Raw genomic sequence first — 13,320 nt, 5'->3', positions numbered from 1 at the left:
GGGGTGGGCTTCTAGCCCGCCCCAAACTCTTTGCACAGGCAAGATGCCTGTGCCACAAATATTATTGTGGGGTGGGCATCTTGCCCGCCCAAAGTATTTCCACAGGCAAGATGCCTGTGCCACAAAAATTCTTGTGGGGTGGGCTTCTAGCCCGCCCCAAACTCTTTGCACAGGCAAGATGCCTGTGCCACAAATATTATTGTGGGGTGGGCTTCTAGCCCGCCCCAAACTCTTTGAAATCTCCTAAAGACCGGCCGCACAAACGGCCGCACCAATTAACCCTACATTGGGATTCAAAACCAATCGAACTGGCATCATTTCTAACAGCGAATCCATCCGGCCTTTGTGCGTAAAAGCTCGCATAAAACCTCCTTCTAGAATCAGCGGCAAAATTTTAGCAGCGATGCCGCCGGCTACGTACAAACCGCCGTAAGGTAAAAGTGATACAGCCATATTTCCTGCCACTGCACCGTAGGCTTCTACAAACATTTGCATTGTTTGTTCCGAAAGCCGATCGCACTTTTTGAGTGCCGCCTGTGCAATTGTCGCTCCCGGATCGACAGTCTTTTCAGTTTTACCGATTTCTGACTCCCATTTTTTGATAACTTCCCCTACCTCCGGCGATTCAGGAGCAAACTTTCTGTCCCGCAAAAACTGGTAAATTGAAACAATCCCTTGCCCCGAAACCACACGCTCGATCGATATTCTTTGAATGTCGTGTTTGGCTAACAAATATTTTAGCAATTCAAACTCCAACTCCGAACGAGGAGCAAAGTCGCCGTGTCCCCCTTCAGAAGAAAAAACCCTGATGCCATTTGCATCTGGAATTCCAAAACAATTTCCCAAACCAGTCCCTGCACCAATAACAGCAATTGGATCGTGTTCGCGGGGTTTTCCGACTTGCAAAGTGTGCAAATCTTTAGCATCCAAACCCCACACGCCGTAGCCAACCGCGACAAAATCATTAATTAAACTGACGTGTGATATTCCTAATTCCTGTTCCAGACGCTTCGCATCCAGCCTCCAAGGCAAATTAGTCAGTTTTGCAGTGTTGTTAACCACCGGGCCTGCGATCGCAAAACAAGCTTTTTCAGGCAATGGCGCCAAATCCAATTTCGTAGCAGCTTCCGTCAAAAACTGCTGCACCATCGGTACTAAATCGGGAAACTCCCCGCTGGGATAGCGGAACTCGTAAAGTTCGTTCATTTCACCGTTAACAGTTCTTTCCACCAAGCGCAAAATTGTCTTTGTTCCGCCAATATCACCCGCTAATAATAATGCCATAAATCTCTTTTTCCACCAAAGATAACATTCCCCATTTAAACACCCACAGTATTAATTGCCAACCAAGCCCGCAGCACCTCAGCCACAGTCCAAGCTTGAGCCGTGCAGCCCTGTGGCGAGTGGGGGGCGTCGCCCTCAAAAATTTCGCCCAGATTGCCAACTCCGCCGGCTTTTATATGATGTGCCATAGGTTCGAGGAATTCGATCGCTTGTGCTGGGTCTTTGTATACGTGCAAGTGCGCCAAGACAAACGGGCCAATCAGCCACCCCCAAACTGTCCCCTGGTGGTAGGCGCTGTCGCGCTGGAATTGGTCGCCTCCGTATGTGCCGCGATACTGGGGGTGCTGGGGCGAGAGGCTGCGGAGGCCGACAGAAGTCAGAAGCCCTTCAGCGCAGGCGTCCACCACGCCGCGCTGCTGGATGGGTGTCAGTAACGGTGTATAGCGGTGGGTTTCCTTGGCCCGCAGTCCCCTTGCTGATAAAGAGTTCGGAGGCGGATACCCAGTTAATAGGGGCAAGGATACGGCGAATATCTGGTTGGGCCGCAGGGAACTATCGTGTCCGTCTGGGCCGTCGAGAACGTCGTAACAGTAACCGGTTGAGGCGTTCCAGAAGCGAGGGAATCCGGCGGCTGTTCGATCGCTCAATTGCTGGTATTCATTGTGAGGCTTGCCCAATTTTCGAGCAAAACTTGCCATAGCTTGTATAGCATTGTACCAAAGCGCGCTGAGTTCGATCGGCTTGCCAATCCGGGGCGTCACCACCCAATCGCCGATTTTTGCGTCCATCCAAGTCAGTTGCACTCCCTTCTCGCCGGCGTAGATTAAACCGTCATCGGGATCGACGCGGATGTTATACCGAGTACCATGCAAGTGCCAGTCCACAATCTCACATAATGTCGGCCAGAGTTCGCTCAAAAGTTCGTCGTCCCCCGTGGCATCGATATAAGCGCGAATTGCCTCAAAGTACCACAGCGTGGCGTCTGCAGTGTTGTATTCCGGTGCGCCGCCCGCATCCGGGAATCGGTTCGGCAGCATTCCCCGATCGACATACCGCGCAAATGTCCGCAAAATCGATCGCGCAATTTCCCATCGCCCGGTACAGATTGTGAGGCCGGGTAGGGCGATCGTCGTGTCGCGCCCCCAGTCGCTGAACCAGGGATATCCGGCGATGATCGTTTTGCCTTCGGGTTCCTGCGGTAGCGGGCGGCTGACGATAAATTGGTCGGCTGCTAGCACTAACTGATTAATCCAGTCGGGAGATTTGCTCGCTTTTGACCATTTTTCCAGCACTTCTCCCTCATAAGTGCGGCGCGATTCTAAAGCTGCATCCCCGTTGAGTTCGGTATTTTTCTCGGTGCTCGCTATCAATGTCAGAGAAGTTCCCGGTGCGATCGTCATGTGAAAAGTCGCCGCGTGCAAGTGATCCTCGCAGCAATCCAATCCGCGGCGCTTTTCGGCTGCTAGATCCAATCCGTAATGCCAATTGTATAAGGGCGCAGAGAATCGAAATTTGGCCTCTGGTGCGGCATCTGCGAGCAGGTACAGGGGCGCAGCCTTGGGAAATGCAGTCACGCAAACCCCGCGTTCCAGGGGTTCTAGGCTCATCTGCCAGTCGCCGGCGCTTGTCGTGTGGTGGTAGTCGCGGTAGTTGACTAGGGCTTTGACGGCGAGGGCGATCGGTTGTGAGGCCCGGTGCAGGCGGTATTGAATATATGTTGTGTTAGCACCTTGCTGCATCCAAATCCGCTTTTCCAGGATAGCGTCGGCGAGAGCAAACCTCCAAACAGGCGTCGTGCCTTCGAGGTGAAAGCTTTCGATGTAGTTGTAGCCGTGAGGTTCCATCGTACCGTCGGCCCAGCGGTTTGTATAAAGCGGATAGGCGCGATCGCGATACACAGCCGTCTCGTCCAGCTTGGCGAGCATCAAAGTGCGTCCCAGCGGGGGTTTGAGGGCAGCTACCAGCAGGCCGTGATAGCGGCGCGTGAGGAGATTGGCGATCGTCCCGCTAGCGTAACCGCCGATCCCGTTTGTGACCAACCACTCGCGAGACTCCGCCGAGTCGAGATTGCAGCAGATTTCCCGTCCAAAAGCCATAACCATAAAATCCACACTCGCGCTGATTTTTGACCTACCTTTAGGTAGATTTTCGACATGATATCAACCAGAAATATTAACGATTCCAGACCGTTAATTTGGCGATCGCCCGTGCAGATTCATGCTCTAATTTAAACATAACCAACAGCTACTTTTGCCTTATACACAATTCTAGGCTTTGATGGCTCTGTCTAAAGTTAGTTGTTTGTTATATTAAGTAACATTACCTTCTAAACAGGCGCTGAACGTTAAGGGCCAAGCATTTGATAGCGCGTCGGGCGATCGAACCACCAACCTATTTTATAAGGAGAACAACTAAAAGTGAAGATAGGAGCAAATTACCTCGGCAACAACCAATGTGAATTTACCGTTTGGGCGCCCACCCTCAAACAAATAGCAGTCCAAATTGTTTCCCCAAACAAACGCCTGATACCCATGCAACAATCTGCAGAAGGTTATTGGCAAACCACAGCTACAGACATCGAACCAGGAACCCTTTACACCTACCAAATCGAAGGAAAAACCGACCGACCAGACCCAGCCTCAAAATATCAACCCCAAGGCGTACACGCTCCGTCGCAAGTAATAGATCAAAATGTTTTTACTTGGACTGATACAAATTGGCAAGGCGTGCCGCTAGCCGAAATGATTATTTACGAACTGCACGTCGGCACATTCACCCAAGCCGGAACATTTGAAGCAATAATTCCCCAACTCAAACAACTTAAAGAATTGGGAATCAACGCCATCGAAATAATGCCAGTAGCCCAATTCCCCGGCGAGCGAAACTGGGGATACGACGGCGTATATCCCTACGCAGTTCAAAACTCCTACGGCGGCCCCGAAGGCTTCAAAACACTCGTCAACGCCTGCCACGAACACGGCATTTCAGTAATTCTCGACGTAGTTTACAACCACCTCGGCCCCGAAGGAAATTATCTCAGGGACTTCGGCCCCTACTTTACATCAAAATACGGCTCGATTTGGGGAGATCCCCTCAACTTTGACGACGCATACAGCGACGGGGTACGCAACTACTTTCTTGAAAACGCCCTCTACTGGTTTCGAGACTATCACATCGATGCCCTGAGATTAGATGCAATTCAAGCAATATTTGAAGTAGGTGCAAGACCTTTTTTACAAGAACTATCCGATGCCACAGCCGATATTTCCCAAGAATTAGGACGGCAGATTTATTTAATAGCCGAAAGCGACTTAAACGATGTCCGCACTGTACGTCCCAAAGAACTCGGCGGCTTAGGATTAGATGCCCAGTGGTGCGATGATTTCCACCACGCACTGCACGCCTTGCTCACCGGAGAAAACGACCGATACTACCAAGATTTCGGCAAGTGCGAACACTTAGAAAAAGCCTTCAAAGAAAGCTTTGTTTACTCCGGTCAGTACGCCCCCCACAGAAAACGGAAACACGGCAGTTCTGTCAAGGATGAACCCGGTCATAAATTTGTGGTGTTTGCCCAAACCCACGACCAAATCGGCAACCGAATTTTGGGAGACAGACTCTCGAAAATAGTTGACTTTGAAGGATTGAAACTCGCAGCCGGCGCAGTCTTGATTTCTCCCTACATTCCTTTCTTTTTTATGGGAGAAGAATACGGAGAAGAAGCCCCGTTTCTGTACTTTGTATCGCACTCAGATGCTAACTTAATTGAAGCTATCCGCAAAGACAAACAACAAGAATTTAAAATCTTTGAAGGCCGAGGCGAGTTTCAAGACCCCCAGAGCCCTGAGAGTTTCGATAAGTGCAAATTAAACTGGGAAAAACAAACCGAAGGCAAACACAAAATCCTCTGGGAATGGCACCAACATCTGATTCAACTGCGGCGGACAATACCGGCCCTTAAAAAACTCGACAAAAACAATCTCGAAGTGTCCAGCATTGAAGCGGAAAAAATCTTATTTCTACGTCGCTGGACAGATGACAGCCAGATATTCTGCATTCTAAACTTCAACGGGCAAGAGGTAGATTTTACGGCTGCACTTCCCCAAGGCAACGGTCACAAAATTTTAGACTCTGCTGATGAAAAATGGATGGGTTCAGGTTCTAGCTTGCCTGAAAAGATCGATTCCGAGCAAAAATTGACCGTTAAACCGCAGAGTTTCGCAATCTACGAATTATAGTATAGGACTTACGCAACTGGTACTATTAGTAGGGTGCGTCAGATCCCAAGGCCTCAATGATTTCTCTCTAACTTCGTCTGACGCACCTTACAAGTTAATTTGACTGCGACATTTTCGTCGAGGACTGTAGCAGTTAAAAAAGGAGGCTCTGCCTCATATACAGCATATTCCATGTATATGCGGTACACACAACAAGGGTCGCAAGCATCGGTGCGGATCCACCAGTCAATCTGCAAGTTTCATTAAACATGAGCAGCGACGCACCCTACATAACAATGTACCAACAATAGAGCTTTATAGTGTACTTCACGAACCACCGAATATGCTGTATTAAAAGAGAAAACCCTAAAAAACCCGGAGTAAAATTAACATAATGAGAATTCCCACAACAACTTATCGGATTCAATTTCATGCAGGTTTTAACTTTGAAGCCGCCAAACAAATTCTTAGCTATCTGGAAGATTTAGGAATTACCGACGTTTACGCTTCACCGATATTTAAAGCCAGAACAGGCAGCAGTCACGGATACGATGTCGTTGACTCAAATCAGCTCAATCCCGAATTGGGAACATCAGAAAACTTTGAAGGCCTCACATACGAAATCAAGAAACGGAACATGGGATGGCTGCAAGATATTGTCCCGAACCACATGGCTTACGATACTCAAAATTTGCTGCTGTTAGACGTATTGGAACACGGGCCAGATTCCGACTATTTTGATTACTTCGATATTGAATGGAATCACGCTTACGAACATCTCAGGGGTCGAGTGCTGGCTCCGCTGCTGGGCAATTTTTATGGAGAGTGTCTGGAAAATGGCGAGATTCAACTCAAATACAGCGAAATTGGGCTGACTATCAATTATTATAGCTTACAATTGCCAGTAAGAATTGAATCTTATGCTAAATTTATCAGTCATAATTTGGGGCATTTAGCCAGAGAATTAGGCAGACGCCATCCAGATTTTATCAAGTTTTTAGGAATTCTTTATTTGATAAAAAATACACCTTCAGAAACTAAAGGTAAAACCAGATACGATCAGATAGCTTTTGTCAAAGGATTGCTGTGGGAACTCTACAATCAAAATCCCCTTGTGCAGGAATTCATTGATGAAAATATCAAAGTGTTTAACGGAGAAAAGGGAAATCCAGAAAGCTTGAATTTGCTAGACGATTTGCTTTCCGAGCAGTTTTACCGTCTGGCTTTCTGGAAAGTGGGGGCTGAAGAAATTAACTACCGAAGGTTTTTTACGGTCAACGAACTGATTTCGGTAAAAGTTGAAGAGATTAAAGTTTTTCACAAAAACCATGCTCTGATATTCGACATGGTTGATGAGGGAAAGTTTACCGGATTGAGAATCGACCACATCGACGGACTGTATGACCCCACAGAATATTTGAAACGGCTCCGGGAGAAAGTCGGAGACACTTACATTACTGTTGAAAAAATTCTGGAACACGAAGAAGATTTGCCGTCATATTGGCCGATTGAGGGAACTAGCGGCTACGACTTCTTAAATTACGTAAACGGCGTTTTCTGTCGGTGCGATCGCGAACAGCAATTTACCGAAATATATCAGAGATTTACTCGCTTTACCGTTCCCTACGAACAGTTGTTTTTAGATAAAAAAGGACTGATTGTTGAGAAAAATTTAGCGGGAGATGTAGACAATATAGCTCAACTTTTGAAGAATATCTCCGGTCAATCGAGACAGGGAAATGACTTTACTCGTCCCGGTTTGGAAAAAGCATTGGCTGCTGTTTTGACCATTTTTCCAGTCTACCGAACTTACATCAATCAAGACGGTTTGAGAGAGTCCGATCGCACTTACGTAAAATATGCGATCGCCCATGCCAAACAACAAGCACCCAGACTCCTCAAGGAACTTAAATTTATCGAAACGGTGCTGTTGCTGGAAGAAGAAGAAACCCTAACACCAGAACAAAAAGAGCAGCGCCGGCACTTTGTAATGAAACTCCAGCAGTTGACAGGCCCATTAATGGCAAAAGGCGTGGAAGACACACTTTTATACGTCTACTATCGGCTGTTATCCCTCAACGAAGTGGGAGGAAATCCCAGTCAGTTCGGCGTGTCGCTGGGAGATTTTCACGAGTTCAACCAAAAGCAGCAAGCCGCTTGGCCTCACAAAATGAATGCTACAGCTACCCACGATACCAAACGCGGCGAAGATGTGCGAGCCAGAATCAACGTTTTGTCAGAAATTCCCGATGAATGGGAACAGCAAGTCAGGTCTTGGAGAGAGGTAAACTCTTCTAAGAAAGTCAACTTTGTGAATCGAATGGTTCCCGATACTAATGACGAATACTTCCTGTACCAAACTCTGCTCGGCAGTTTTCCCTTTGAGGGAATTGAAAACACTGATTATGTCGATCGCCTTAAAGATTATGTCATTAAAGCTGTCCGTGAAGCCAAAGTTTATACGGCTTGGCTGAGACCGGATAACGACTACGAAGCTGGTTTTATGACCTTTGTCGATAGCGTTCTCGAACCTTCGGAACAAAATCCGTTTCTCAACAAATTTACACCTTTCTGGAAAAAAGTAGCTAATTACGGAATTTTCAATTCTTTATCTCAAACGCTGCTGAAAATCACGGCTCCTGGCGTTCCAGACATTTATCAAGGGACGGAATTCTGGGATTTAAGTCACGTCGATCCCGATAACCGCCGTCCCGTTGATTTTGAGCGCCGAATCGAGGTTTTGCGGGAAATTAAAGAGCAAGCTCAGACGGATATTTTGCAACTGGTTGAAGATTTGATTGCGACGCGAGAAGACGCGAGAATTAAGTTGTTTTTGACGGCAAGAGCGCTAGAAGCGAGAAAAAAATACTTGCAAGTTTTTCAATCTGGCGATTATCTGCCCCTGGAAGCAGTTGGCACGTTTAAAGATAATGTTGTTGCCTTTGCCAGAAGCTTTGGAGAGACTACCGTTCTTATCATTGCTCCCCGGTTTTTGACGGGAATTGTCAAACCTGAAGAAATGCCGATCGGCAAACAAGTCTGGAAAGATACTAATTTGAAATTATCCGAGCAAATGCCGTCGGTTTGGAAAGATGCAATTACAAATCAGGCGGTAGAAAGTAACGGTACGTTGGCAATTGGTGAAGCTCTGAGTTACTTTCCTGCTGCTCTGCTGATCGGTAAAAAATAGCAATTAAAAGCTGGAAAATTCTTGAATTTTCCGAGATTCCCAGGAGGCGAACTGGAGGATATCCCTCAATACAATATTCTTTCTCAGGCACAGCCAGGAAGTAAACGGGTAGGGACAGGGCAATGCCCTGTCCCTTTTCACAATTGATATTAAACCTCATTTGAAGCCAAAAAACCGATCGCCCCTACCAACCAAACAAAATTTATACAACAAAGACGGCAAATACAACACAACATATACGGTTTGCCACAATACCCGAATCCATCGCACACCGTACATTGGGAAGAGTAAAGAAAAGCAAAGCAGTCAACAACTGTAGCGGTGCAAGCCTCACGGATGCAACCGTCCCCCAAGAGGTTCGGTAAATACCCCTTCATCGCAAGGTCTACCGCCCGCAGTATAGAGATCAGCACCCTATCGAAGACTGTATTAAAGCAGGACTCACTACCCGTAAACCGCGAGGTAAAATCGCAGTCCTGAATAACCAGACTATCGCACAGATAAAACACCAAAATTTTGTAGAGATTGGAGCCGGAACACCCCTATGGGAAAAGTAGTTGGAATTGACTTAGGTACGACAAACTCCTGCGTCGCAGTTATGGAAGGCGGCAAACCCACCGTCATAGCCAACGCCGAAGGGGGTCGCACCACACCTTCTGTAGTAGCATATGCTAAAAATGGCGATCAACTTGTCGGACAAATCGCCAAGCGTCAAGCCGTGATGAACGCCGAAAACACCTTTTACTCAGTAAAACGGTTTATCGGGCGTCGGGTTGATGAAGTAGCCCATGAAACCACTGAAGTTTCCTACAAAGTCCTCAAAGTGGGCAACAGCCTCAAACTAGACTGTCCCGCCCGCGGCAAGCAATTTGCCCCAGAAGAAATTTCTGCACAAGTTCTCCGCAAACTCGTAGAAGACGCCAGCAAATACCTCGGCGAAACTGTCACCCAAGCGGTAATTACTGTTCCCGCTTACTTCAACGACTCCCAGCGCCAAGCTACGAAAGACGCGGGAAAAATTGCCGGTATAGAAGTGCTGCGGATTATTAACGAACCTACAGCAGCAGCTTTAGCTTACGGATTAGATAAAAAGAGCAACGAAACCATCCTCGTATTTGACTTAGGTGGCGGTACTTTCGACGTATCTATTCTAGAAGTAGGCGACGGCGTGTTTGAAGTGCTAGCAACTTCTGGAGACACTCACCTCGGCGGTGACGACTTCGACAAAAAAATCGTCGATTACATCGCTAACGAATTCCAAAGAGCCGAAGGAATTGACCTCCGCAAAGACAAACAAGCACTGCAACGCCTGACGGAAGCTGCTGAAAAAGCCAAGATTGAGCTTTCGAGCGTTACCCAAGCAGAAATCAACCTGCCGTTTATTACCGCAACTCAAGACGGGCCAAAACACTTGGACACGACTTTGACGCGGGGCAAGTTTGAAGAACTCTGTTCCGATTTGATCGATCGCTCCCGCATCCCCGTAGAAAATGCGATCCGCGACGCCAAATTAGACAAATCTGCAATTAATGAAGTCGTCTTAGTTGGTGGTTCTACCCGCATTCCTGCGGTGCAAGAACTGGTCAAAAAACTCCTCGGCAAAGACCCCAACCAAACTGTAAACCCGGACGAAGTGGTCGCAGTCGGTGCAGCAATTCAAGCCGGCGTACTCTCCGGCGAAGTCAAAGACATCTTGTTGCTCGACGTTACTCCGCTGTCTCTAGGCGTCGAAACCTTGGGCGGCGTGATGACCAAAATCATTCCCCGCAACACCACTATTCCTACCAAGAAGTCGGAAACTTTCTCGACTGCTGTAGACGGTCAAACAAACGTGGAAATTCACGTTTTGCAAGGCGAACGGGAAATGGCGAATGATAACAAGGATTTGGGAACCTTCCGCTTAGATGGAGTTCCACCTGCCCCCCGTGGCGTACCTCAAATTGAAGTTACTTTCGATATCGATGCTAACGGTATTTTGAATGTAGCTGCTAAGGATAAAGGTACTGGCAAGGAGCAATCGATTAGCATTACTGGTGCTTCTACTTTGCCCAGCAATGAAGTCGAGCGCATGGTGAAGGAAGCCGAATCGAATGCTTCTGCTGACAAGGAACGTCGCGAAAGAATCGATCGCAAAAACCAAGCTGATTCTCAAGCCTATCAAATCGAGAAGCAGTTGGCAGAATTGGGCGATAAAGTTCCCGCTGATGACAAAACTAAGATTGAAGGGCTGCTTAAAGACTTGCGATCCGCGATCGAGAGTGAAGATGACGATCGCATCAAAACCCTAACAACAGAGTTGCAGCAAGCATTCTACGCTGTCAGCAGCAACCTGTACCAGCAAGCAGGCGGCCCAACTGACGGCCCCGGCGGCCCCGGCGGCTATGGAGACGGCGGCCCAAATGGCGGCGGCGACGACGTGATTGACGCCGACTTCACAGAAGGCAACAAATAACAGGCTAAATTAAAAGCCCCCAGCTAGAAGCAAGAAACCCGGTTTTGAACAGAAACCGGGTTTCTCTGTATTCGGACTTGTATGATGTTAAATTTTGTAGGGGCGGGTTCACCAAAAATAATTGCCAATAATCGACAATCTCATCAACCCGCCCCCGCCCGCGATATAAAAGCGGTATTTAAGCCGGAATGAATATTGTATTGCAATCAGGAGTAATCTAAATGTCTCGTTCTCCCCTACAAAATTCCTCCCCAAATACTCCCAGCCCATCTCATATTGCATCCTTGCGCCGACTCCGCCGGATCAGCCATTTATTAGACAACGCCATTCCCATTCCCGGCACAAAATACCGCATCGGACTCGATCCGATACTGGGACTTATACCGGGCGGCGGCGATTTAATCAGTTCAATTTTTGCAGGCTATGTTGTCTTCAAATCCGCTCAGATGGGAGTGCCTCAAGAGACTTTAGTAAAAATGGCAACTAATATCGTATTTGATACAGTTGCTGGTACTGTACCGGTAGCAGGAGATTTGTTGGATGTTGCTTGGAAAGCTAATGTCAAAAATATAGAATTGCTGGATGCTCATTTAGGTTCCCCTGAACAAGGCAAAAAAGCCGATTGGCTATTTGTGGCGGCGCTGTTATTGGGTTTAATTTTAATTGTCGGAGGTGTTATTTTCTTGAGTGTGATGCTTTTTGGGTTGCTATTTCAATTAATTACAGGGCGTTAAATTGGGTTTCACGATCCAGATAAATTCCTCTCTTTATGTCATTCATAGTGATAGCATACAATCGGGAAACTTCTCCTTAAAACTCCTTTTTGAGGATGATTGCGAACCGAAACACAACATCTGGCTTTAAGTATCCATAGGGTGCGTTGCTTTTTTTTATGCCTTACTAAAGAGCAAATATTTCACATATCCGTAGATTACAAACAGGGCGATTGGAAAAAAAACAAACTGTTTTTTCGCAGCAATACTTAATAATAAGAGGAGTATTAGATACAAAAAAACAGTGACTGCAATCAATGTTCAATAAATAAATACTAAAGTGTGTCTGGGTTTAAAAATTCAACCAACCCCTACTAATAAAAGTTCTGATCCTCTTACCAAGAAGAGATATGTGGCAGAAATCTGAGATATTGCAGCATTCTCAACAACAGGCAAGATGCCTGTTCCACAAGAGAATTCACTCTGGATATTAAAAAATATATCTTAAGGGGATTGACAAAATTTATTAAATACACATTTAATAATCAATTTTCTTTGAAACTAGGAATTGACCAGGAATTTCAAAGGTGGTACCCGCCACGTGATTTATCTCGCGCAAATCAATCCCAAATCTAAAATCCTTGCGTCCCCCGCATTTATCCGTCGGGTCGCCTCTAAAATCTAAAATCTAAAATCTAAAATCTAAAATCGATTGACCCGATCGCCCTTGAGTCCGATATAGTGATATAATCCAGACTATAATATCAAATTGATATAAATGCTTGAATTATCAGCCCTTGGACTGCTACAGTTGCAACCCCTGCACGGCTATCGGCTAAAGCAAAAACTGGAGCTGTTTATGAGCAGTTGCATCAGCGTCAACTATGGAGCGATTTACCCGCTGCTGAAACGCTTGGAAGAGCGAGGGGAGATTTCGGTAATAGCCGAAGAAGCCGGAGATGCGGGCTGTCCGCGCAAAATCTACGGAATTACCGCCAAAGGGCGCGAACTGTGGCGGCAAAAAATGCTCGAACACCCTCAAGAAAGCTGGGTTAACAGTGGTTCCCGGTTCCAAATCAAGTTTTTCTTTTTTGGCGACTTAGAACCCGCAGAACGGCTGAAATTGTTGGAACACCGCTTGCGAGCCTGTTACACCAGGCAAGACTACATCGAAAGCCTCAAGAGCGAATATCCACTAACCGACGACTATCAATTTGCCTCTCGCGATCGCTGCAAGTCAGTGCTGGCGTCAGAGATAGAGTGGTTAACCGAGCAACTAGCCAAGGAAAAAAGCGCGATCGCCCGAGTGCGTGACTCCCCAACCTCCGCTGAATCCGCTGAATCCAAGGGAAAATCCTTCCAACTCACCCACTCAGGTGACTCATAAGAAGGATGTGCAATCATTCCTGCCATCGTAACTTTTGAGAAATAACAAGAAGCTTTCCTAAAAATAATCACTCCCAG

The 13,320-nt window shown here is 46.9% G+C and carries 7 protein-coding genes; 5 read left to right on the top strand and 2 right to left on the bottom strand.

Going from position 1 to position 13,320, the window contains the following annotated elements:
• Positions 1-243: 243 nt before the first annotated feature.
• Together QUA50_RS13295 and QUA50_RS13290 are read right to left on the bottom strand one after the other, a co-directional pair.
• The gene (locus QUA50_RS13295) at positions 244-1,284 is read right to left on the bottom strand and encodes a glucokinase (RefSeq protein WP_333264642.1); all 1,041 of its coding nucleotides are present in this window, start codon (positions 1,282-1,284) and stop codon (positions 244-246) included.
• Positions 1,285-1,319: 35 nt separating this feature from the next.
• Positions 1,320-3,386, bottom strand: a complete 2,067-nt coding sequence (locus QUA50_RS13290) for an amylo-alpha-1,6-glucosidase (protein ID WP_333264643.1) — start codon at positions 3,384-3,386, stop codon at positions 1,320-1,322.
• Positions 3,387-3,701: 315 nt separating this feature from the next.
• Between QUA50_RS13290 and treZ the strand changes: the two genes are divergently transcribed.
• From treZ to QUA50_RS13265, 5 genes are all read left to right on the top strand, one after another.
• The gene (gene treZ / locus QUA50_RS13285; protein ID WP_333264644.1) at positions 3,702-5,522 is read left to right on the top strand and encodes a malto-oligosyltrehalose trehalohydrolase; all 1,821 of its coding nucleotides are present in this window, start codon (positions 3,702-3,704) and stop codon (positions 5,520-5,522) included.
• Between the two features lie 373 nt (positions 5,523-5,895).
• Positions 5,896-8,691 carry a malto-oligosyltrehalose synthase gene (gene treY / locus QUA50_RS13280; protein ID WP_333264645.1) on the top strand — a complete coding sequence of 932 codons (2,796 nt, stop codon included), beginning with the start codon at positions 5,896-5,898 and terminating at the stop codon, positions 8,689-8,691.
• 544 nt (positions 8,692-9,235) lie between these two features.
• Entirely contained in the window at positions 9,236-11,143 is a 1,908-nt protein-coding gene (gene dnaK / locus QUA50_RS13275; RefSeq protein ID WP_333264646.1) for a molecular chaperone DnaK, read from the top strand.
• 221 nt (positions 11,144-11,364) lie between these two features.
• Positions 11,365-11,877, top strand: a complete 513-nt coding sequence (locus QUA50_RS13270; RefSeq protein WP_333264647.1) for a DUF4112 domain-containing protein — start codon at positions 11,365-11,367, stop codon at positions 11,875-11,877.
• Between the two features lie 757 nt (positions 11,878-12,634).
• Positions 12,635-13,243 carry a PadR family transcriptional regulator gene (locus QUA50_RS13265; RefSeq protein WP_333264648.1) on the top strand — a complete coding sequence of 203 codons (609 nt, stop codon included), beginning with the start codon at positions 12,635-12,637 and terminating at the stop codon, positions 13,241-13,243.
• The last annotated feature ends 77 nt before the right edge of the window (positions 13,244-13,320 follow it).

The organism is Microcoleus sp. M2_D5 (assembly GCF_036701935.1).
Lineage (GTDB): Bacteria > Cyanobacteriota > Cyanobacteriia > Cyanobacteriales > Microcoleaceae > Microcoleus.
The sequence above is the reverse complement of the archived record's forward strand: the minus strand, read 5'-3'. Positions and strand labels throughout refer to the sequence as shown.